The sequence below is a fragment of the Rhodoferax sp. genome (assembly GCF_028689305.1).
Taxonomy (GTDB): domain Bacteria; phylum Pseudomonadota; class Gammaproteobacteria; order Burkholderiales; family Burkholderiaceae_C; genus Rhodoferax.
This window is the reverse complement of the sequence record NZ_JAQTWM010000045.1, coordinates 1-22,109: the sequence shown is the minus strand read 5'-3', so window position 1 is coordinate 22,109 and position 22,109 is coordinate 1. Positions and strand designations below refer to the sequence as shown.

At 58.9% G+C, this 22,109-nt stretch carries 21 protein-coding genes; 8 read left to right on the top strand and 13 right to left on the bottom strand.

Going from position 1 to position 22,109, the window contains the following annotated elements:
- The first annotated feature begins 22 nt into the window (after positions 1–22).
- From PHW99_RS10700 to PHW99_RS10690, 3 genes are read left to right on the top strand one after another with little or no spacing between them, the layout of a single operon-like run.
- Positions 23–1,066: a type IV pilus twitching motility protein PilT gene (locus tag PHW99_RS10700; RefSeq protein WP_300176865.1), complete on the top strand. Its 1,044-nt coding sequence runs from the start codon at positions 23–25 to the stop codon at positions 1,064–1,066.
- 5 nt (positions 1,067–1,071) lie between these two features.
- On the top strand, positions 1,072–2,208 hold the full coding sequence (locus PHW99_RS10695; protein ID WP_300176863.1) for a PilT/PilU family type 4a pilus ATPase: 1,137 nt from the start codon (positions 1,072–1,074) through the stop codon (positions 2,206–2,208).
- A gap of 21 nt (positions 2,209–2,229) precedes the next feature.
- Positions 2,230–3,141, top strand: a complete 912-nt coding sequence (locus PHW99_RS10690) for an NAD(P)-dependent oxidoreductase (RefSeq protein WP_300176860.1) — start codon at positions 2,230–2,232, stop codon at positions 3,139–3,141.
- Positions 3,142–3,168: 27 nt separating this feature from the next.
- Here PHW99_RS10690 and PHW99_RS10685 read toward each other — a convergent pair whose 3' ends face one another.
- The 3 genes from PHW99_RS10685 to PHW99_RS10675 all read right to left on the bottom strand — a co-directional run bounded on the left by PHW99_RS10685 (position 3,169) and on the right by PHW99_RS10675 (position 4,907).
- Complete coding sequence (locus tag PHW99_RS10685; protein WP_300176857.1) at positions 3,169–3,804, bottom strand: BON domain-containing protein; 636 nt, start codon at positions 3,802–3,804, stop codon at positions 3,169–3,171.
- Positions 3,805–3,809: 5 nt separating this feature from the next.
- Positions 3,810–4,409 (bottom strand): phosphoheptose isomerase, encoded by a 600-nt coding sequence (locus PHW99_RS10680; protein WP_300176854.1) that lies wholly within the window; start codon positions 4,407–4,409, stop codon positions 3,810–3,812.
- A gap of 105 nt (positions 4,410–4,514) precedes the next feature.
- Positions 4,515–4,907 carry a YraN family protein gene (locus PHW99_RS10675; protein ID WP_300176851.1) on the bottom strand — a complete coding sequence of 131 codons (393 nt, stop codon included), beginning with the start codon at positions 4,905–4,907 and terminating at the stop codon, positions 4,515–4,517.
- A gap of 2 nt (positions 4,908–4,909) precedes the next feature.
- Here PHW99_RS10675 and rsmI point away from each other — a divergent pair, with 2 nt between their 5' ends.
- Positions 4,910–5,845 carry a 16S rRNA (cytidine(1402)-2'-O)-methyltransferase gene (rsmI, locus tag PHW99_RS10670; RefSeq protein ID WP_300176848.1) on the top strand — a complete coding sequence of 312 codons (936 nt, stop codon included), beginning with the start codon at positions 4,910–4,912 and terminating at the stop codon, positions 5,843–5,845.
- Positions 5,846–5,851: 6 nt separating this feature from the next.
- Here the strand turns inward: rsmI and PHW99_RS10665 are convergent, their stop codons facing one another.
- A complete protein-coding gene (locus tag PHW99_RS10665; RefSeq protein WP_300176845.1) occupies positions 5,852–6,700 on the bottom strand; it encodes a M48 family metallopeptidase in 849 nt (282 codons plus the stop codon).
- Positions 6,701–6,854: 154 nt separating this feature from the next.
- Here PHW99_RS10665 and PHW99_RS10660 point away from each other — a divergent pair, with 154 nt between their 5' ends.
- Entirely contained in the window at positions 6,855–8,975 is a 2,121-nt protein-coding gene (locus PHW99_RS10660) for an acetyl-CoA hydrolase/transferase C-terminal domain-containing protein (RefSeq protein WP_300176842.1), read from the top strand.
- Positions 8,976–9,024: 49 nt separating this feature from the next.
- On the opposite strand, the gene PHW99_RS10655 is transcribed toward PHW99_RS10660, so the two are convergent.
- From PHW99_RS10655 to sucC, 7 genes are all read right to left on the bottom strand, one after another.
- The gene (locus PHW99_RS10655; protein WP_300176839.1) at positions 9,025–11,397 is read right to left on the bottom strand and encodes a GspE/PulE family protein; all 2,373 of its coding nucleotides are present in this window, start codon (positions 11,395–11,397) and stop codon (positions 9,025–9,027) included.
- A gap of 2 nt (positions 11,398–11,399) precedes the next feature.
- Positions 11,400–13,643: an adenylate/guanylate cyclase domain-containing protein gene (locus PHW99_RS10650; protein ID WP_300176836.1), complete on the bottom strand. Its 2,244-nt coding sequence runs from the start codon at positions 13,641–13,643 to the stop codon at positions 11,400–11,402.
- Between the two features lie 46 nt (positions 13,644–13,689).
- Complete coding sequence (locus PHW99_RS10645; protein ID WP_300176833.1) at positions 13,690–14,316, bottom strand: FHA domain-containing protein; 627 nt, start codon at positions 14,314–14,316, stop codon at positions 13,690–13,692.
- A 27-nt stretch (positions 14,317–14,343) separates the two neighbouring features.
- Positions 14,344–15,165, bottom strand: coding sequence for a Stp1/IreP family PP2C-type Ser/Thr phosphatase (locus PHW99_RS10640; protein WP_300176830.1), 822 nt, complete (start codon positions 15,163–15,165; stop codon positions 14,344–14,346).
- A 45-nt stretch (positions 15,166–15,210) separates the two neighbouring features.
- Positions 15,211–15,909 (bottom strand): TerC family protein, encoded by a 699-nt coding sequence (locus PHW99_RS10635; RefSeq protein ID WP_300176828.1) that lies wholly within the window; start codon positions 15,907–15,909, stop codon positions 15,211–15,213.
- Positions 15,910–16,021: 112 nt separating this feature from the next.
- Positions 16,022–16,915, bottom strand: coding sequence for a succinate--CoA ligase subunit alpha (gene sucD, locus PHW99_RS10630; RefSeq protein WP_300176825.1), 894 nt, complete (start codon positions 16,913–16,915; stop codon positions 16,022–16,024).
- Between the two features lie 9 nt (positions 16,916–16,924).
- A complete protein-coding gene (sucC, locus tag PHW99_RS10625; protein ID WP_300176822.1) occupies positions 16,925–18,094 on the bottom strand; it encodes an ADP-forming succinate--CoA ligase subunit beta in 1,170 nt (389 codons plus the stop codon).
- A 158-nt stretch (positions 18,095–18,252) separates the two neighbouring features.
- On the opposite strand from sucC, the gene argC reads away from it, so the two are divergent.
- Positions 18,253–19,188 (top strand): N-acetyl-gamma-glutamyl-phosphate reductase, encoded by a 936-nt coding sequence (gene argC / locus PHW99_RS10620; protein ID WP_300176819.1) that lies wholly within the window; start codon positions 18,253–18,255, stop codon positions 19,186–19,188.
- Between the two features lie 35 nt (positions 19,189–19,223).
- On the opposite strand, the gene recX is transcribed toward argC, so the two are convergent.
- Together recX and recA are read right to left on the bottom strand one after the other, a co-directional pair.
- Complete coding sequence (gene recX, locus PHW99_RS10615; RefSeq protein ID WP_300176816.1) at positions 19,224–19,691, bottom strand: recombination regulator RecX; 468 nt, start codon at positions 19,689–19,691, stop codon at positions 19,224–19,226.
- Positions 19,692–19,784: 93 nt separating this feature from the next.
- Positions 19,785–20,867 (bottom strand): recombinase RecA, encoded by a 1,083-nt coding sequence (gene recA / locus PHW99_RS10610; protein ID WP_300176812.1) that lies wholly within the window; start codon positions 20,865–20,867, stop codon positions 19,785–19,787.
- Between the two features lie 140 nt (positions 20,868–21,007).
- On the opposite strand from recA, the gene PHW99_RS10605 reads away from it, so the two are divergent.
- Together PHW99_RS10605 and PHW99_RS10600 are read left to right on the top strand one after the other, a co-directional pair.
- Positions 21,008–21,481, top strand: a complete 474-nt coding sequence (locus tag PHW99_RS10605) for a MarR family transcriptional regulator (RefSeq protein ID WP_300176809.1) — start codon at positions 21,008–21,010, stop codon at positions 21,479–21,481.
- Between the two features lie 74 nt (positions 21,482–21,555).
- On the top strand, positions 21,556–22,109 hold a 554-nt coding region (locus PHW99_RS10600; RefSeq protein ID WP_300176806.1), incomplete at its 3' end, for a response regulator transcription factor.

The following is a 22,109-nucleotide window of genomic DNA, read 5'->3' as shown; positions in this document are numbered from 1 at the left end:
ACAAACAAACATTGGAGTTTGAGTGGACATCACCCAGTTGCTGGCCTTCAGCGTGAAAAACAAGGCATCCGACTTGCATCTGTCGGCCGGCTTGCCGCCGATGATCCGGGTCCACGGCGACGTGCGGCGCATCAACGTCGAAGCGCTGGACCACAAGCAGGTCCATGCCATGGTGTATGACATCATGAACGACGCGCAGCGCAAGCATTTTGAAGAGTTTCTGGAGATTGACTTTTCGTTTGAGATCGACGGACTGGCACGCTTTCGGGTCAACGCCTTCAACCAGCATCGCGGCGCAGGCGCGGTGTTTCGGACCATTCCGAGCAAGATTTTGACGCTGGAACAGCTCAACTGCCCGAAGATTTTTGCCGAGCTGGCGCTCAAGCCACGTGGCCTGGTGCTGGTGACCGGCCCCACTGGCTCGGGTAAATCGACCACCCTGGCGGCCATGGTGAACTACCTCAACGAGACCGAATATGGCCACATCCTGACGGTGGAGGACCCGATTGAGTTTGTTCACGACTCCAAGAAGTGCCTGGTCAACCAGCGCGAGGTCGGGCCACACACCCAGACCTTTGCCGCCGCCTTGCGTTCGGCCCTGCGTGAAGACCCGGACGCCATCCTGGTGGGCGAAATGCGCGACCTGGAAACCATTCGCCTGGCCATGACCGCCGCCGAAACCGGCCACCTGGTGTTTGGCACGCTGCACACCTCCAGCGCCGCCAAGACGATTGACCGGATCATTGACGTGTTCCCGGCTGATGAAAAGGAGATGGTGCGCGCCATGCTGTCGGAGTCGTTGCAGGCCGTCATCTCGCAAACCCTGTGCAAGACCAAGGACGGCCAGGGCCGCGTCGCCGCCCACGAGATCATGCTGGGCACCAGCGCCATCCGCAACCTGATCCGCGAGGCCAAGGTGGCGCAGATGTATTCCAGCATCCAGACCGGCAACAGCGTGGGCATGCAGACCCTGGACCAGAACCTGACCGACCTGGTGCGGCGCAACATCATCAGCCCGGCCGAAGCACGCTCCAAGGCCAAGATTCCCGAGAACTTTCCCGGATAAACGCCATGGAACGCGATCAAGCCACCTCATTCATCACCGACCTGCTCAAACTGCTGATTGGCCGCGGCGGCAGCGACCTGTTCATCACCGCCGACTTTCCACCGGCCATCAAAGTTGACGGCAAAGTCACCAAGGTGTCGCCGCAGCCGCTCAACAGTGCTCACACGATTGCACTGGCACGCTCGATCATGAGCGACAAACAAGTGGCCGAGTTCGAACGCACCAAGGAGTGCAACTTTGCCATTGCCCCGCCCGGCCTGGGACGCTTTCGGGTCAACACGTTCATGCAGCAAGGCAAGGTTGGCATGGTGCTGCGGACCATTCCGAGTGCCTTGCCCACCATTGACGGGTTGAAGCTGCCGCCGGTACTCAAGGACATCGTCACGGCCAAGCGTGGCTTGTGCATCATCGTGGGGGCCACCGGGTCAGGCAAATCAACCACACTGGCGGCCCTGGTGGACTGGCGCAACGAAATGACGTTTGGCCACATCATCACCATTGAGGACCCGATCGAGTTCGTCCACGCGCACAAAAACTGCGTGGTCACGCAGCGTGAAGTCGGCATCGACACCGACAGCTGGGGCGCGGCCCTGAAAAACACCTTGCGCCAGGCGCCCGACGTGATCCTGATGGGTGAAGTCCGTGACCGCGAAACCATGGAACTTGCCGTGGCGTTTGCCGAAACCGGCCACCTGTGCCTAGCCACACTGCACGCCAACAGTGCTAACCAGGCGCTGGACCGGATCATCAACTTCTTCCCCGAAGAACGCCGGGACCAGCTGCTGATGGACCTGTCGCTCAATCTCAAGGCCATGGTGTCGCAGCGGCTGATCCCGCGGCAGGACGGCAAGGGACGGGTCGCAGCGGTAGAGATCATGATCAATTCACCCTTGATCTCCGATCTGATCTTCAAGGGGGAAGTCGCGGAGATCAAGGAAGTCATGAAGAAAAGCCGCAATCTGGGCATGCAAACCTTTGACCAAGCGCTGTTTGACGCCTATGAGGCCAGTCTGATCACGTACGAAGATGCCTTGCGCAACGCCGACTCGGTCAATGATTTGCGGCTGCAGATCAAACTCAACAGTGAACGGGGCAAACGCCAGGATCTGGCCGCCGGCACTGAAAATCTCACCATTGTCTAACCCATCCAGAGAACAAAGCGCATGAGCAACAAGACTTACGATCCCACCCCAGCCCAACACGTCGCCTTTCTGGGCCTGGGGGTGATGGGTTACCCCATGGCGGGCCATCTGGCGCGGGCCGGTCATCAGGTCACGGTCTACAACCGGACTGCGGCCAAGGCCACGGCCTGGTGCGCCGAATACGGCAGCGATGCCAAAGGGGCGCTGCGTCAGGCGCCAACCCCACGCGAGGCCGTGCAGGGGGCAACGCTGGTGTTTTGCTGCGTAGGCAACGATGACGACCTGCGCAGTGTCACCCTGGGGCCCGACGGCGCCTTTGCCGGCATGCGGGCCGGCGCCGTGTTTGTGGATCACACCACGGCTTCGGCCAATGTGGCGCGCGAACTGTATGCCACGGCCCAGACGCTTGGACTGAGTTTTGTGGATGCCCCCGTGTCCGGCGGGCAGGCCGGGGCGCAAAACGGTGTCCTCACAGTCATGTGCGGCGGCGACCAAGCCGCGTTTGATGCGGCGCAGCCCGTGGCCATGGCGTTTTCCAAAGCCGTGACCTACCTGGGCCGCAGCGGCGCCGGACAGCTGGCCAAGATGGTGAATCAGATCTGCATCGCCGGACTGGTGCAGGGGCTGGCCGAAGCCATTGCCTTTGGCGAGAAGGCCGGTCTCGACATGAATCTGGTGCTCGATGTGATTGGCAAGGGCGCAGCACAAAGCTGGCAGATGGACAACCGTGGCAAAACCATGGTGGCGGACAAATTCGACTTTGGCTTTGCCGTGGACTGGATGCGCAAGGACCTGGGGCTGGTGCTGGATGAAGCCAAGCGCAATGGTGCCCGCCTGCCGGCCACCGCATTGATTGACCAGTTTTACGCCGATGTGCAACAGATGGGCGGTCGCCGCTGGGACACCTCCAGCCTGATCAAGCGGCTGCGCTGAGCCACGCCGCTGTCCATTCAGGCGCGCTCAGGGTTTGGTCTGTTTGGACTCGGGCGCGGGCTGCGGCAACAGGTTGCGCAGTTCGTCTTCACTGATGTATTCAAACACCCGCACCACTTTTTGCACCCCGCCGGTGCTGCGGGTGATGTCGGTCGCACGATCAGCTTCGCGCTGGGTCACGCGGCCCATCAGATAGGTGATACCGCGCTCGGTAACCACCTTGAAGGCATTGGCATAGAGGTCCTTGGCATCCACCAGGCCGGCCTTGACCTTGCCGGTCACCAGCGAATCGGAGGAACGCTGTGTCAGCGTGGCGTTGCCCAGCACCGCCAGCTCGTTGATCACGGCCTGGACGTTGTCCACCCGCGAAACGATCTGCTCCACCAGTTGTTTGTCCTGCAAACTGGGGACTTCACCCGTCAGTAACACCCGCCGGTTGTAGCTGTTGACGTTGACATGCCCGCGATCACCCAGGTTGTCGCGAATGCGGCTGGCTGAACGCAGCTCAATACCTTCGTCCTCCAGCTGGGCGCCCGACGTTCGGCGGTCAGTCGCAACCAGGCCACCCACCACGGCCCCGCCCAGCACCACCGGTGCACAGGCCGTCAGGGCGCCACCCAGGCAGGTCACCAGAGTCAGCGAGATCAGGAATCGTTGGGTCATGTGTTTCATAAGGGGCTTTCAGGATCTCCGAGTAACAAGTCGTCGACAGCGTCACACAGGCAATGCAGGGCGAGAATGTGAACCTCCTGGACCCGTGCGGTGCGTTCATGCGGCACACAGATATGCACATCCGTGTCGCGCAGCGCGCGGGTCATCTTGCCGCCACCACGACCACTCAGACCGATCACAATCATGTCGCGCTCGTGGGCTGCCTCAATGGCCGCCAGCACATTGGCGGAATTGCCACTGGTGGAAATGGCCACCAGCACGTCCCCGGCCTGCCCAAGCGCCCGCACCTGGCGGGCGAAAACCGCGCTGAAATCGTAGTCATTGCCAATCGCGGTGAGGATGGAGCTGTCGGTCGTCAGGGCAATGGCCGCCAGGCCCGGCCGCTCACGCTCATAACGCCCGACAAATTCGGCAGCAAAATGCTGGGCATCGCCGGCCGAACCGCCATTGCCGCAAGCCAGCACTTTGCCACCACCCGTGACGCAAGTCAGCACAGCCTGCACCGCATCGGCAATCGGCTTGCTCAAAAGAGGTGCCGCCTGGTATTTCAGGTCAGCGCTGTCAATAAAGTGTTGTTGGATACGTTGCTCAAGCATGGGCGCGATGATACCCGTGCCAGTCCAGGCCGAAACGCCTGGGGGTTTCTGGGTAGGCACTTTTCACAAAGAGTTACCGGTACGGCAGCCACGCAGGTGGCTAGACTAGCCGGCGTCAAAAGCGCCCGGCAACCACTCTATAGCGCCAGCCTCCACGGCCACCACATCAAAACGACAGGGTGGCATCGTCGCCAGCCGCATCAGATAGTGGCGTGCGGCAAACACGATGCGCCGCTGCTTGACGCCACCCACACTGGCGGCAGCGCCACCATGGCTGGCCGACTGGCGCTGGCGGACTTCGATAAACACACAGGTGCCATCCGGCGCGCGCATGATCAGATCAATCTCACCACCGCCACGCCCTGGCGTTCGATAATTGCGCTCAAGCAGCTTCAGACCGGCATGCTGCAAATGTTGCAGCGCCAGCGCTTCACCGGCGTCACCGGACTGCTTGGTGGTACGCGGCCGAGGCTGCCTTTTTGTTGGAAGAAAACCCATAGATGACACCCCACGCTCCCAGTCTTGCCGCCAGTTTTTCAACCGCTCTGCGGGCCGCCCATGAGGCCGCAGCCAGCCAGAATTATCCGCCTGCTGCACTGTATGTGGTGGCCACGCCGATCGGCAACCTGGCAGACATCACGCTGCGTGCCTTGCACGTGCTGCAGCTTGCCGATGTGGTGGCTTGTGAGGACACACGCCACACCCAGGCCCTGTTGCGGGCCTATGGCATTGACAAGACCACAGCGCAGCTGCTGGCCGTGCACCAGCATAACGAGGTCCAGGCGGTGCAGGCCGTGCTGGAGCGCCTGCACCAGGGACAGCGCGTGGCCTACGTCAGTGACGCCGGCACCCCCGCCATCAGCGACCCGGGCACGCGCCTGGTAGCCGGCGTCCGGCAGGCCGGCCGGCCGGTGGTCCCGCTGCCTGGCGCCAGCAGTGTGACCACCCTGCTGAGTGTGGCCGGCATGGCCGCCGAGGCACAACAGCATGGTGCCTTTGTTTTTGCCGGCTTTTTGCCCACCAAGGCCACCGAACGCAGCGCGACGGTACACGCCCTGGCCAGCGAAACACGCGCGATCGTCTTGCTGGAAGCGCCACACCGCATCGAAGCGATGGCGTCGGCGTTGGCCGTGCTGGGCCAGCGCCAGCTGACCGTCGGACGGGAACTGACCAAACAATTTGAGGAAATCAGCACCATCAGCGCCGCTGATTTTCCGCACTGGCTGAAACAGGATACCAACCGTACCCGGGGTGAGTTTGTACTGGTGCTGCACCCGGTGGCAGCGCTGGCTGGCGCGGCGCCAGAGCCGCGTGTACTCAAGTTGCTGTTGGCTGAGCTGCCACTCAAGACCGCCGTCAAGCTGGCGGCCGAGATCACTGGTGAATCCCGCAACGCGCTGTATGACCTGGCGTTGTCACTCAGAGCCGACGCGTAAGGTGTCTTAACGCGACGGAACGCGTGTGTACAGGGGCATGACCTTGGGCAGGTTGGCCTGAATGTCGGCAATACGCGTGGTGCCAGACGGGTGCGTCGACAACCATTGGGGCGGCGCGCCCTTGCTGGCTGCGGCCATTTTTTGCCACAACGAAACACCGGCGCGCGGATCATAGCCAGCACGTGCGGCCAGTTCCATACCCACCAGGTCAGCTTCTGATTCATCACTGCGGCTGAACTGCAAGGTCAACAGCTGGGCACCGTAGTTGGTGACGGTTTGACCCACCTGCCCCAGGCCCAAGGCCTGACTGAGCAAACTCGCCCCGATGCCGGTGGCGGCGTTTTTACCCATGCGCTCACGCGCGTGTTCACGCAGGGCGTGGGCCACCTCGTGCCCCATCACAGTCGCGACTTCATCATCAGTGAGTCTGAGCTGCTCCAGAATGCCGTTGTAAAACGCAATCTTGCCGCCGGGCATACAAAACGCATTGATCTGCTTGCTGCCCAGCAGATTCACCTCCCATCGCCAGTTGGCAGCCCTAGGGTTCCAGCCCAAAGCATGCGGAATGATTTTTTGCGCGATGGCGCGCAGGCGTCGGACTTGAGGATGGTCCTTGCCTCCCAGTGCATTTTTGGCAGCCGCCTGCTGCAGCATCTGCCCATATTGCTGCGCCGCGGACTTTTCAATCGTCTCGGCAGGCACCAATTTGGTAAACACCGAATTACCACCCACATCAACACCTTCGCGCGCACCAGCCACCAGCACGCCGGCGCCAGGCAAGGTAAGCCACAGGGCGGCTCCCTGGAGCAGGACGCGTCGCTGGGAACACAAATAGCAGCTGTGCTGGCTCGTCATGGTTGACATCAATTCATCGGGTTAGGTTGGAACAGAGTTTAGTGTGGGTAGTCCAGACTGGACTGGCCAGCTTCCCAATTGCGGATGAACGGGGGAGAATTCAAGGTCTGCAGTTCTTGTATTTGCCATGGACAAAGGCAAGGGAAGTTAGCGAATGAAGAAGCCGCTGATCATTGATTCCATCGACGCTTGTGTAGACCACATTCTTGAAACCATTCCCGGAACACTTGTCCTGGGCATTCCACTGGGTGTGGGCAAACCCAATCCGCTGGTCAACACGCTTTACCGGCGTATCAAGGCCAATCCAGCGCGCAAACTGCGCATCATCACCGCCTTGTCGCTGGAAAAGCCCGTCGGACACAGCCCCCTGGAAAGGAATTTTCTCCAGCCCCTAGTAGAACGCGTTTTTGGCGACTATGTGGACATGGACTACGTGAAGGATGTCCGGGCCGGGCACCTGCCACCCAATATCGAGGTGCAGGAATTTTTCATGAAAACCGGTGACTACCTGGGCAACGCGCCAGCACAGCGGGGCTACATCTCCACCAACTACACCTTTGCGGCTCGTGACATGGCCGTGCAGGGTATCAATGTGGTGGCGCAGGCTGTGGGAGTCAAAGGCAACGAGGACAATTTGCGCCTGAGTCTCTCCAGCAACCCCGACATCACCGAAGAGGTGATTGAACGTGTGCGTTGCGCCGGACAGCCTGCCATGATGATTGGTGTCATCAATCGCAAAATGCCTTTCATGCCCAATGGGGCAGAAGTCAGCCCGGACTTTTTCGACATCGTGGTCACAGACCCGGCTGGTACGCATGACATCTTTTCCCCACCCAACAACAAGGTCAGCGCCATCGACTACGCCATTGGTCTGCATGCCTCCAGCCTGGTGGCCGATGGGGGCACCCTGCAAATTGGCATCGGTTCGCTAGGTGACGCCATCGGGCAGTCACTGATTGTTCGTGACCGCCACAGCGCAGAGTACCGGCACATTCTCGAGTCCCTGTGCCCTGAAGGTCTGGCGGGACGTGAGCTGGGTCGCTTTGACAGTGGGCTCTACGGTTGCTCGGAGATGTTTGTCAACGCCTTCCTGCGGCTGATCGAGGCCGGCATCATTCGCCGCGAGGTGTTTGACGACGCCGTCCTGCAACAACTGCTCAACAGTGGACACATCAGTGGTGAAAGTGTGACGCCCGAAACCTTGCAGGCCTTGCTGGATGCAGGACGAATTCACTCGCCACTCACACAGGCCGATGTCACCTTCCTGCAGCGCTTCGGCATTTTGCGGCCAGAAGTGACCTTTGATGGCCGCCATCTGACGTTTGAAGACAAGTGCTGTGGCAGCGATTTGTCCGATGCAAGCTGCTTTGAATGTGTCAGCAGCCATATGCTCGGGACACGATTGGCCCACGGTATCTTCATGACCGGCGGATTTTTTCTGGGGCCACGGGATTTTTATGAACGCCTGCGCACCATGCCGCCACAAGAATTGGCCAAGATTGACATGACGCGAATTGACTTCATCAACCAGCTTTACGGCAATGATGCACTCAAGCGTGCGCAGCGGCGCAAGGCTCGCTTCATGAACACCACCATGGTGGTGACGCTGCTGGGCGCCGCCGCCAGTGATGCACTGGAGTCTGGCCAGGTCGTCAGCGGCGTGGGTGGACAGTACAACTTCGTGGCCATGTCTCACGCACTTGCCGATGCCAGACTGATCATGATGCTGCGCGCCACTCACGACAACAAAGATGGCCTCAAAAGCAGCATCGTCTGGAACTACGGCCATGTCACCATCCCCAGGCATCTGCGTGACGTGGTGATCACCGAGTACGGCATTGCCGAGCTGCGTGGTCAATCTGATGGCGAAGTGGTCAAGCGGCTGATTGCCGTGGCGGACTCACGCTTTCAACCTGCACTGGTCAAACAGGCCAAGGCACACGGCAAACTGGAGGCCGATTACGAGGTGCCCGAATGTTATCGGCACAATCTGCCCAACGTGCTGGCGGCCAAACTGAAACCCTGGGCACAGGCTGGACTGCTGCCCGATTTCCCGTTTGGGACCGATCTGACCGACGACGAATTACACATGGTGCGGGCCATGAAAAAGATGAAACACGCCAGCCAGCATCCAGCGGAATTGCTGAACATGACCATCAAGAGCCTGTGGGAAGGCAAAGAAGCACCGCCAGCCTATCTGGAAAGGCTTGGCCTGACAGAGGCTCACAGCTTCAGGGACCGGGTCATGCGCCGCCTGTTTGCCGGCAACCTTTGATCACCGCCGCGGCACAGTGCCCGCTCTACGGCGGGTCACTCTATTCACCCTATTTGATGCAGACAGATCTGACCATTTTCAAATCGGTCAGACCCATCATGACTTTTTCCATGCCGTCCATTTTCAGGGTGCGCATGCCCCCTTCGACCGCGGCAGCAAAAATGTCGGCGACGCGGGCACGCTCCTGGATCAATCGTTTGATGCCATCATCGGCAATCAGCAATTCGTGCAGACCCACGCGCCCCTTGTAGCCGGTTTGGTTGCATTTGTCACACCCCTTGTGCCGGTAAAACTTGAGTTGCCCATTTTCGGCATATTGCTGCTTCCAGCCCGCCATCAGTTTGGCCAATTCACCCGCGTAATCCGACGTCCATGCTGCGGAATGGCGTAGTTCTTCCGCATATTCCACAGCAAACAAACGCAGTTCTTCATCATCGGGCACATAGGCTTCCTTGCAGACGCAGAGCTTTTTGGCCAGACGCTGGGCCAGGATGCCCAGCAGGGCATCGGCAAAATTGAAAGGGTCCATGCCCATATCCAGCAAACGGGTAATGGATTCGGGTGCCGAGTTGGTATGCAGGGTAGAGAAGACCAGGTGCCCGGTCAACGACGCCTCCACCCCCATGGCCACCGTTTCGTGATCCCGCGACTCACCGACCATGATGATGTCGGGGTCAGCCCGCAAAAAGGCGCGCATCACCAGCGCAAAATCAATGCCGGCTTTCTTGTTGATCTGAACCTGGCGTAAGCCTTTCTGGGTGATTTCGACCGGGTCTTCCGCGGTCCAGATCTTGGTGTCAGGTGTGTTCAGGTGCTTCAGGATCGAATGCAGGGTGGTGGTCTTGCCTGAGCCGGTAGGACCACACACGTAAAACAGACCATAAGGTTTTTCGATGGTCTGAAGCACCCGGGCCATGTTGTGTGCGGTCAAGCCCAGCTTGTCCATCGGGATCGGCTCACCTGCCTGCAGGATCCGCATGACCACGTCTTCAACGCCCCCGGCAGACGGGATGGTCGCCACCCGCAACTCAATGTCTACCGGACCATATTTCTTGAATTTAATCTTGCCGTCCTGCGGCTTGCGGCGTTCGGAGATGTCAAGGTCACACATGATTTTCAGACGCGTCACCATCGCTTGGCGAAAGTGGGCCGGTACTTCGATGTAGGGTTGCAGCGAGCCGTCGACGCGAAATCGGATCCCGGTTTTTAGCTTGCCTGGCATCGGCTCAATATGGATGTCCGAAGCACCTTGGTGGTAAGCATCGAGGATCACCTTGTTGACAAATTTGACAAGCTCGTTGTCAGCCGCGGCTGACTCCAGGGAATCGTCATTGCTGCCATCATCCATCGGCGAACTGTCCATGTCGGCCAGCATTTCATCAATGCTGCCGCCAGTCGCCTCCGCACCAAAAATTTGCCCCAGGGTGTCATGAAACTCCGCCTGCGTGGTCACCCGGTAGGCAAACTTGCTGATTCGTGGAAAAACCTGCTGCACAATTCGGGAGCTGCGGACCGCTTCAGGGTCCAGGCACATGATGACCAGCCCGGCAGGGGATTCCTCCAACGGGATCCAGCCCTGCTCTTCCAGAAATTCCCGCTTCAAGGCGCCGTGCAGCGCTTCTGAGCGGATCCGCCCCTCTATCAAGGGTTCATAGGGCACCCCAAAAAACTTGGCCAACGAAGGGCCGATCTGGGCTGGACGGACCTGGTAGTGTGACCGCAGCACGTGCTCCACCGTTTGCCCCTGCGTGCGTGCTTCCTGCAGACAGTGCTGCAACTCCGCGGCGGTCATGACACCATCCGACACCAGCCCGTCATACTTGGTGACCATCCGGCTGACGCTTTCCTCGGCCTCATGAATACGATGCCGAATCGCCGTCGCCAGCGTTTTGCACAGCTGCGAGACCCCTTCCACCTCCAGCTCACCAAATGGTTCGTTGTTCTTGTTGTTGATGACCTGTAAAACACCATAGAGTGTCTTGCCATCCAGAATGGGGGCGACCATCATCTGTCGGGTACGGTAACCGGAGCGCTTGTCCACCTCCTTCAAAAAGGTGAGCGAGGGGTGGATTTTCCGCAACGCCTCATCGTCATACACATCGGGCAGATTCACCAGCATGTGGCTCATCGCCACATACCCGGCAATACTCTGCGGCGTGATGGGTAACTTGAGGTCACGACTGCTGTTGAGACCCGTCTTGATTTTGGAGATGATGGCGGAATGGTCTTCGTTCACCACATACAAGGTCAGCCGATCCGCGTTGAACAGCTTGCAGATGTCCTGGCTGGCCTCCAGCATGATTTGCTCGATGTTGTCGGTTTCGTGAATACGGGCTGTGACATGCTGCAATTGTTTGTAAAACAATGCCTCGAAGGTCATACCCCCGTGCGACGTGCCATGTAGTTTGATACCCGTGGTCATGCTTACTTGCTCTCAAAGTTGGTTGTGCCATCCCAGTCGGGGTCCGCTGCTTGTTCGCGCCTTGATTTGATCCGGTCAGCATACAGCGGGTAGAGTGGCTTGTCAGGAGCCATGATCATCAATTCAGCAATAAGTGTTTCGGCACGTGTGCCATCTTGGGCACGGTAACCGTTCAAAAACTGCTGCCACAACGCCAGCTCTTGAGCCAATTCAGTCGTCAACTCAAGGGCCAAGGGGGTATAGATGGTAATGGCTTGTGCCTTGCCCTTGACACGAACGCGGTCCAACTCCTGCCAGACAAAGTCGCCCGCCAACTGTCGAGTGGTTTCGCCGGCCACGATGCTGACCCCATAGACCTTGGACAAGCCTTCCAGCCGTGAAGCCAGATTGACGGCGTCACCAATCACGGTGTAGCTACGGCGAATGTCCGAGCCCATGTCGCCCACATACATCTGCCCGGTATTGATGCCAATCCCGACACTGATGGTCAGGTCTTCAGGAAGAGTGACCCCAGGCAACTGTCCCTGATTGATGCGCTCCAGTACCCACGCCATTTGCAACGCTGCTTTAACCGCCAGTTGGGCGTGCGCCGGCGACTCTACTGGAGCCCCCCAGAACGCCATGACGCAGTCTCCCATGTACTTGTCCACCGTCCCCCGATGGGAGCCAATCAGACGGGTGAGCTCGTTGAACACACTGTTGAGCAATTGTTGCAGTTGTTGTGGCGACAGTTGCTCGGACATCCGGGTAAAACCGCGCATGTCGCAAAACATCACCGTGAGCTCGTCACTCTTTGCCCGCATCGTGTAGTGATCCGGGTCTTTCACCATTTCCAGAACCAGTTCCGGCGGCACATAGGTGCCAAACAGTTGAACAAGTTCCCGCCTGGAACGACTGGCCACCAGATAACCATAGCCGATATTCAAAAAGGCAATCGCCAACACCAGAAAGAGGCTGGGCACCAGAGGCATCAGCATCTGGTGTGCCTGGTACAACCATTGGTTGAATCCAAGCAATGCCAACATCACCATCAGGCTGACTGCCATCGCCGTAGGTGCACGCAAGGTCGGCAGGGTCAGCATCAAGGTCATCCCCAGCAACAGCAACAAAGCCAGCTCATACGTCACACGATGATGGGGTTGGATCAAGAACCGCCGGTCGAGCAAATTGGCCAACGCATTGGCCTGCACCTCGATGCCCGGGTAGACCGCGCCCACCGGAGTGGGACGCACATCCCCGCTGCCGGGCGCCGTGGTTCCCAGCAGCACCAGCTTGCCTTTGAGTTGGTCCACAGGCAGACGCCCTGCCAATACGTCGCTGGCGGAGATGTACCGAAACGTCCCCCCGCTGGCGCCGCCACGGCCGCTAAAAACCACATTCACAGCAGTACGTTCATCAACCGGAATACTGAATGTCTGGTCTTGATGCTGGATCACGATGCTTTTCCAACTGCCAGAGCTCGTCGCCGGATCAGGCCCGGGCAGCACACTAGCGCCACCAAGAAGCCGTCTGAACATCGCCAGCGACAACGACTCGTAATAATTCTCGCCATGTCTGGCAAGCAGAGGCAACGCACGAACAACGCCGTCAGCCTCGGTAATGGAATTAAAAAAGCCAGCCTGCGGGGCTGCTTGCGCCAACCGCCGGATGTTGGCACCGTAACCGTCCCAATCCGTGGCTGCCAGCTGCCGACCGGCAAGCGTTTGGGCGGTCAGTACTGGCGCCGGCAAAACACCACTGGCATGACCCAGGCGATCACTGGTGAAGTAGTACCCCAGGACGATCGGTCGGTCTCGCAGCGCATCAGCAAAACGGCCGTCATGGTCGAGCAAGGGGGAGATTTTGTCGAGTTGACGGATAAATTCGGTATCGTGGCGCAATGCCTGTTGCGCCAGCAAACCCAACTGCTTCAGGCCGGAACTGTCATCCGGCTCGGCAAAAACCACGTCCAAACCCAGCAAAGCAATCTGATAGCGATCAAACAGCGTGTCCACCAAATCCGCCATCTTGTGCCGGCCCCAGGGCCAGCGTCCCAACTCTGTCAGGCTCTTTTCATCAATGTCCACGATCACGATACGCTGATCCAGCGTATCGGACAGAGAAGCACGCATTCGCGCATCGTAAACAATGGCCTCCAGCCGCTGGAAAACCCCGACTGGCAAGACCTGAATGCCATGCAACACGGCCAATAACAATGGCACCAGCGAAAGTCCGATGCGCTGCCAATGTTGCCTCAGGAAGCGCATGAGATGTCCGTCAACTCATCACATCAACTTGCCACTGCGACCAGAATCAAAGTTGCAGAAACTGCATGCGTGTCCCGGCCAACACGATCTGGTCTCCATTTTGTAAAACAGCAGGCGTGGAACCCACCGGCTGACCATTCAGGGTGGGAGCGTCGGCGCCCTCCACCTGATGAACCACAAAATGGTGCTGGCGGCGGGTGATGGCAGCCACGGCCACGCCCGGCTTCCCAATGGTGGTCACCACCTTGACCAGGGGCATTTCCCGACCGGCTGCCGCACCGGAGAGCACCTTGATCGCCCCTCGGACCTCAGCCAATGGCGCACTCGGCGCAGCCACAGCGGGCCGGGTCTTGATCACCATGGTTTTCTCAAAGTCATCACCAGGAGGATGACTTTCATATTTGATCTTGAATTTACCGACCTCAAGGACATCGCCATGGGCCAAAAGCTGTTTTTTGACCGCTTTGCCATTCACAAAAGTGCCGTTGGTGCTGCCCAGATCCTCCACATACACTTGACCATCCACCATACTGAGCACGGCATGCTCTCCGCTCACGGCCAGATTTTCAATGACAACATCGTTATAAGGACGCCTGCCCAAGGTGGTGCGCGCCTTGGTCAGTTCGACTTCCTTGATGACGACACCATCAATCAGAACCGCAATTTTTGGCATGACCTCCTCCTCTTCCTCGTACAAAATTCAAGCTTGAGCACCATGAGACCCCTCAGGGGCTTTGCGTTTGCCAAACCACCTGGACATCAGTCCTGGCCTTTCAGGTGCCACCGCAGCCTGAACCAGCAAAACGGCAATGTTATCCCTTCCGCCGCAAGCATTGGCCCGGGCAACCAGCCCCTGCGCGGTTTGTGGCATTGACGCCCCACTAGACAGGATTTGTGCCATCTCGGCATCACTGAGCATATCTGTGAGGCCATCGGAGCACAACAGATACAGGTCACCATCCTCAACCAGATCGGCCTGGATGTCGATCTGCACCACGTCTTCAACACCCAAGGCACGTGTCAACAAATTTCTCCCCGGCGCCACAGCCGCCTGTTCGGAAGTCAGCAGGCCCGCATCCACCTGTTCCTGCAACATGGAGTGGTCCTTGGTCAACTGGGCCAATTGCCCCTTGCGCCAACGATAACAACGGGAGTCACCAATATGCCCCAGCACCAGATGCGCGGCCCGGAAAACAGCCACCACCAGCGTGGTTCCCATGCCGGCGTATTGCTGATTAGAGACTGCAGCATTCAAAATCTCGACATTGACCTGATTGACACAGCGCTCCATGGCTTGTGCAATGTGTTCAATGCCAACCTGTTGCGTCTGTGCAGCGCACCAACGCGCCAGTTCTGACTTGACAAAAGCAGTCGCCATGCCACTGGCCACTTCTCCTGCGTTGTAACCACCCATCCCATCAGCCAAGACGGCAATCCCATTGGCCTGGTCAAACGTCAGCGAATCCTCGTTGTTGGTGCGTACCAAGCCGGTATCCGTCAAGGCATGAAAACTGTAGTGCATGATGTGATTGTGAACGCCTCTGCCAGCAAAATCGCGAAACGGCACTTAGAAAGGATAACCTTGACTGCGTCGTTTCAGCGAAGTCCCCAACAACAGCACAAACAAGGCGCCCAACAGTCCCAGGCCGTAGTGCCATACCGATGTCTGCGGCAGCCAGTCCCGCACCGCCGGATCACCATGCGCCATGGTCAAAGCGATCCAGCCCAGCAACATGCCACCCAAACTGACAATCAAGGGGAATCGATCCATCAGCTTCAAAACCATCTGACTGCCACCAACGATCAACGGAATACTGACCATCAGCCCGAATATCACCAACGGCATTTGGTGCTGTTCACCCGCGCCCGTGGCAGCACCGGCGATGGCGATTACATTGTCCAGACTCATGACAAGATCAGCCAATATCACCGTCTTGACGGCAGTCCAGAGCCGGTCACTGGACTCCAGAGTGGCATGAGCCTCTTCATGTGGCACCAGCAATTTGATGCCAATCCAAAGCAGCAGAGCCCCTCCCATCAGTTTCAAATACGGCACCTGCAACAGGGTCAGCGCAAAAGCAATAAGAACGATGCGCAGCACAATCGCCCCAGCCGTCCCCCACACAATGCCTTTGAGGCGTTGCCCCGCCGGCAACTGGCGACAGGCCAGGGCGATGACCACGGCGTTGTCGCCGCCCAGCAGGATGTCGATCAGAACAATCTGACCCACTGCCAACCAAAAATGAGTTGTCAAAAAATCTTCCACGCTGAACCTTCACCCACACAAGCGCCATCAACAACAAAGCCGGATTGTCCCGCAGAACATCCGGCTTTTCAGGACCCGCTGCGCCAGCACAACGAGGAACGACAAGCTGTGATTACAGCATGGCTTTGAGCAGTTTGGCCATTTCCGACGGATTGCGCGTGACCTTGAAGCCGCACTCTTCCATCACTGCTAATTTGGCTTCAGCCGTGTCAGCACCGCCAGAGATCAAGGCGCCAGCATGGCCCATGCGCTTGCCGGCGGGGGCGGTCACCCCAGCGATAAAGCCAACAATCGGTTTTTTCATGTTGAGCTTGCACCAGCGGGCAGCTTCAGCTTCATCGGGGCCGCCGATTTCGCCGATCATGATGACAGCATCGGTATCAGGGTCCTCATTGAACATGCGCATCACATCAATGTGCTTCAAGCCATTGATGGGGTCGCCACCAATACCAACCGCACTGGACTGGCCCAGACCGATTTCGGTCAATTGCGCCACCGCTTCGTAAGTCAGCGTGCCGGAGCGGCTGACCACACCAATGCGGCCCTTGCGGTGAATGTGACCGGGCATGATGCCGATCTTGATTTCATCGGGGGTGATCAGGCCGGGGCAATTGGGCCCGAGCAACAAGGTTTTCTTGCCGCCTGCGGCTTCCTTGGCCTTCATCTTGTTGCGCACTTCCAGCATGTCACGCACCGGGATGCCTTCGGTGATGCAGATGGCCAAATCCAGGTCGGCTTCAACGGCTTCCCAGATGGCGGCGGCAGCGCCTGCCGGTGGCACATAGATCACGCTGACCGTGGCACCGGTTTCAGAAGCGGCTTCCTTGACCGAGGCGTAGATCGGAATGTCAAAAATCTTTTCGCCCGCCTTCTTGGGGTTCACACCCGCGACGAAGCAGTTTTTGCCATTGGCGTATTCCTGGCACTTTTCGGTATGGAACTGACCCGTTTTACCGGTGATGCCCTGAGTGATGACCTTGGTGTCTTTGTTGATGAGGATGGACATGACTTCTCCTTATGCAGCCGCGTTGACCGCAGCAACCACTTTTTGAGCCGCTTCGGCCATGGTGTCGGCGCTGATGATCGGTAAACCGGATTCGGCGAGCATTTTCTTGCCCAGCTCTTCGTTGGTGCCCTTCATGCGCACCACCAGCGGCACCGACAGGTTCACCGCCTTGCAGGCAGTGATGACCCCGGTGGCAATGGTGTCGCACTTCATGATGCCGCCAAAGATGTTGACCAAAATGGCCTTGACCTTGTCGTTCTTGAGCATGATCTTGAAGGCTTCAGTGACCTTCTCGGGAGTAGCCCCGCCGCCCACATCCAGGAAGTTGGCAGGTTCAGCGCCAAACAGCTTGATGGTGTCCATGGTGGCCATGGCCAAACCGGCACCGTTGACCAGGCAGCCAATGTTGCCGTCCAGGCTGATGTAGGCCAGATCAAATTTGGAAGCTTCAACTTCAGCCGGATCTTCTTCGTCCAGATCGCGGAAGGCCACGATTTCAGGGTGGCGGAACAGCGCGTTGGCATCAAAGTTGAATTTGGCGTCCAGCGCAATCAGGTTGTTCTTGCTGTCGCGGTTGAGCGGGTTGATTTCTACCAATGACGCATCGGTGTCCATGTAGCACTTGAACAGCTTCTGGAAGATGTCGACGGCCTGGGCGGTCGACTCGGCAGGCAGGCCGATGCCGTTGGCGATCTTGCGGGCTTGTTCTTCACCCAGACCGGTCAGCGGATCAATGAACTCAGTGACGATTTTTTCAGGGGACGAATGGGCCACTTCCTCGATGTCCATGCCACCTTCGCTGGAGGCGATAAAGGCCACTTTCTGGGTGGCGCGGTCCGTCACCACCGACACGTAGTACTCTTTCTGAATGTCGGCACCGTCTTCAATATAGAGGCGACGCACCTTCTGGCCTTCGGGGCCGGTTTGGTGGGTCTTGAGCTGCATGCCCAGAATTTCACCGGCCAGGCGTTTGACATCCTCAATGGTCTTGGCCACTTTCACGCCGCCGCCCTTGCCGCGTCCCCCTGCATGGATCTGGGCCTTGACAACCCAGACCGGGCCACCCAGTTTTTGGGCGGCTTCGACCGCCTCTTGAACGGTGAATGCAGCAATGCCACGCGGCACTGGCACACCAAATTGACGCAAGATGTCCTTGCCTTGGTACTCGTGAATCTTCATGAGCTCTCTCTCAGGAATGGATAGTTGGATGGTCTCTGTGTCCAGGCAGGCTGGTTCAGCGGCCCCGTGCGGATGCAATCCGGGACTGTATCATGGTGCACCGCATCAATCTTGACCGAGCCTTACAGCAGGGCCAATTTTTTAAAAGCCAATTCACCATGCAAAAAATATTCATCGACGGCGAAGCCGGCACCACCGGTTTGCAAATTCGTGAGCGCCTGCAAACCGTTGCCGGCATCGAGGTGGTCAGCATTGCGCCGGAACAACGCAAAAATGCCAGCGCCAAACGTGCGCTGATGGCCCAGGTCGATCTGGTGGTCCTTTGTCTGCATGATGAGTCAGCTATTGAATCAGTAGCAATCATCGATGATTTGACGCGGGCTAATGGCCAAAATGGCCCCAAAGTGATCGATGCCTCCACCGCCCACCGCACTGCCCCCGGTTGGATTTACGGTTTTGCCGAACTGGCACCGGGACAGCGTGAAGCCATCCAGAGCGCCCGGCGGGTGGCCAACCCCGGCTGTTACGCCACTGGCGCCATCGCCCTGATCCGCCCATTGGTCGACGCGGGACTGATCCCACGGGATTTCCCCTTGTGCCTGCCTTCGGTGAGCGGCTACTCAGGCGGCGGACGGACCATGATCGAAGCCTATGAACAGGGCCAGGCCCCAGCCTTTGAACTGTATGGCCTGGGACTCAAGCACAAACATATCCCCGAGATCATGACCCATACCGGCCTCACCCGCCGCCCGCTGTTTGTGCCCGCGGTCGGCGATTTCAAGCAGGGCATGCTGGTGCAAGTTCCCCTGCACCTGGACATGTTGCCCGGCCGGCCTACCGTGGCCGATCTGCAGGCTGCACTGGCGCAACACTACGCCGGCAGCGACTGGGTCACTGTGCGCGAAGCCACTCCCGACAACAAACTCGATGCCGTGGCATTGGCTGGCAGCGACGGCATGGAACTGCGCGTGTTTGGCAACCGCAACGCCGGAGATGGTTTCCAGCACGCCGTGCTGGTGGCGCGACTGGACAACCTTGGCAAAGGCGCCAGCGGCGCCGCCGTACAAAACTTGAAACTGATGCTGGGTGTATGAGCCCTGCGGCGACTCTTGACGACCGTTAGCCTGCGTCAAAGGCCGTCAGCATCCAGCTCGTCGGCGACTCCCGCCACCACACGCCGGATCACGTCGCCGCTGAAACCGCGCGACGCCAGAAAACGCACCTGGCGGGCGCGTTCCCTGGGCTCAGTGACCGCTGTACCAAACTTTTTGCACCAGACTTCGTGCGCACGCGCCAGCTCGGTGGCCCGCAGGTCAGCCACGGCGACGGCTACCGTCTCGGGGTTCAGCCCCTTGGCCTGCAACTCCTGCTGGATGCGTTGCGCCCCCAGTCTGCCGGCCCGCCGGTTCACCACCGACTCGAGTACCCGCTGCTCACTGATGAACCCCTTGGCCTGAAGCTCGTCCAGCGCCCGGGCCAGACTGCCTGGCTCTTCTTCAAATGATCGCAGCTTGCGCTCCAGCTCCAGCCTCGAATGTTCGCGGCTGCTGAGCAGGCGCAAGGCCCGGCCTTTGAGGGAGGGGGTGTCAAAAGCCATGAGGAGGGGACACTTTCCGTCAACAACCAACGTTGGTGGTGAAACGAATGATTGCTATAAATTTAATAGCTTCCAATCATTCATTTATCCGGGCTAGGCCCCTTTTTTGCCTGACGATTTAGTCACCGTCGCGGCATCCTCGGTGGTGGCCAGCAAGGGAATGCCCAACGAAGCCCGCACCTTGTTTTCGATCTCGCGGGCCAAATCGGGGTTTTCTTTCAGGAATTCGCGGGCGTTGTCGCGGCCCTGGCCGATTTTTTCACCGTTGTAGGCATACCAGGCACCGGACTTGTCCAGGATGTTGGCATTCACGCCCATGTCGATGATTTCGCCTTCGCGGCTGATGCCCTGGCCGAACATGATGTCGAACTCGGCCGTCTTGAACGGGGGCGACACCTTGTTTTTCACCACCTTGACCTTGGTCTCATTGCCAATCGACTCCTCGCCTTTCTTGATGGTGCCGGTGCGGCGGATGTCCAGCCGTACCGAGGCGTAAAACTTCAGCGCATTGCCACCGGTGGTGGTCTCGGGGCTGCCAAACATCACACCAATCTTCATGCGGATCTGGTTGATGAAGATCACCATGCAGTTGGTTTTCTTGATGTGGGCGGTGAGCTTGCGCAGCGCCTGGCTCATCAGACGGGCTTGCAGGCCGGGCAGGCTGTCGCCCATTTCACCTTCGAGTTCCGCCTTGGGAGTCAGTGCCGCCACCGAGTCCACCACGATCAGGTCAACCGCGCCAGAGCGCACCAGGCTGTCGACAATTTCCAGCGCCTGCTCACCGGTGTCGGGCTGGCTGATCAGCAGGTCTTGCAGGTTGACCCCGAGGTTTTGCGCGTACTGGATGTCCAGCGCGTGCTCGGCATCGACAAACGCGCATTGGCCGCCGGTTTTTTGCATTTCGGCAATCACCTGCAGCGTCAGCGTGGTTTTACCAGAGGATTCCGGGCCGTAGATCTCCACCACGCGGCCACGCGGCAGGCCGCCCACGCCCAACGCAATGTCCAGCCCGAGCGAGCCGGTGGACACCACCTGGATGTCTTCGATCACCTCGCCCTCACCCAGGCGCATGATGGTGCCTTTGCCAAACTGTTTTTCGATCTGGGCCAATGCCGCTTGCAAAGCTTTGGCTTTTTCGGCATTGACGGGGGTCGGGGCTTTTACGGGTGCATCCATGGTTCTCTCCTGAAATTGCGTCACTGTGGCTTTGTCGCACCCTCTGGTTTTAACAACAGGCTGGATGCTTGAACAGTAGTTTATGCCAGACTTGCAATGGATGAACAGATTTTTTAGTCAATTTGATTTACTATTTAACCATGATCAACAACACACCGGATACCGGCTGGCGCCAGGCCCATCTGGGCCACTGGCTGACACAGGCGCTCCAGCGTTTTGATGCCCGCGTGCTGGCACTGATGGCGACCAATGACCGAGTGCCATTGGCTTTGAGCCATCTGGCTGCACGTGGCCACCTCACGGCGTCACACATCCACATCACCCGACATTTGGCGCTGGACGGTTCGCGCCTGACCGAACTGGCCCAACGCGCCAGCATCAGCAAACAGGCCATGGGCAAGCTGGTGGACCAATGCGAGGCCTGGGGGCTGGTGCAGCGCCAGAGCGATCCTCACGATGCCCGGGCGCGCCGGGTGGTGTTCACTGCCACCGGCCGGGCGTGGCTGCAAGCCTTTGAAGAAGCCGTGACCCAGGCCGAGGCGGAGTTGCGCGCCGCCATTGGCGCAGAGGTGGCCACCGTGATCGCCATCGGGCTGGAGGCCTACGCGGCCTAAAATGATCTGAAACAAATGCCATCCAGGCAACCGCAACCCCAACCGGCCACCCAGGCCAATCTGAGGAGACTGCCATGCGAATTTTGATAGCCGAGGATGATCAGGTCCTGGCCGACGGGCTGCTGCGCACCCTGCGCAGTTCGGGCGCTGCAGTGGATCATGTGGCCAGCGGCACCGAGGCCGACGCCGCGTTGATGACCAACACCGAGTTTGACCTGCTGATCCTGGACCTGGGGCTGCCCAAGATGCATGGACTGGAGGTGCTGAAAAAGCTACGGGCCCGGGGCTCCTCCCTGCCGGTGCTGATCCTCACCGCCGCTGACAGCGTGGAAGAGCGCGTCAAGGGTCTGGACTTCGGGGCCGACGACTACATGGCCAAACCTTTCAGCCTGCAGGAACTTGAAGCCCGGGTACGCGCATTGAGCCGCCGCGGCATGGGGGCAGCCAGCAGCACCATCAAACACGGGCCGCTGGTGTATGACCAAAGTGGCCGCGTCGCCACCATCGATGGCGCCATGGTGGAGTTGTCGGCCCGTGAACTGGGCTTGCTCGAAGTATTGCTACAGCGTGCCGGGCGTCTGGTCAGCAAGGACCAACTGGTCGAGCGCCTGTGTGAATGGGGTGAAGA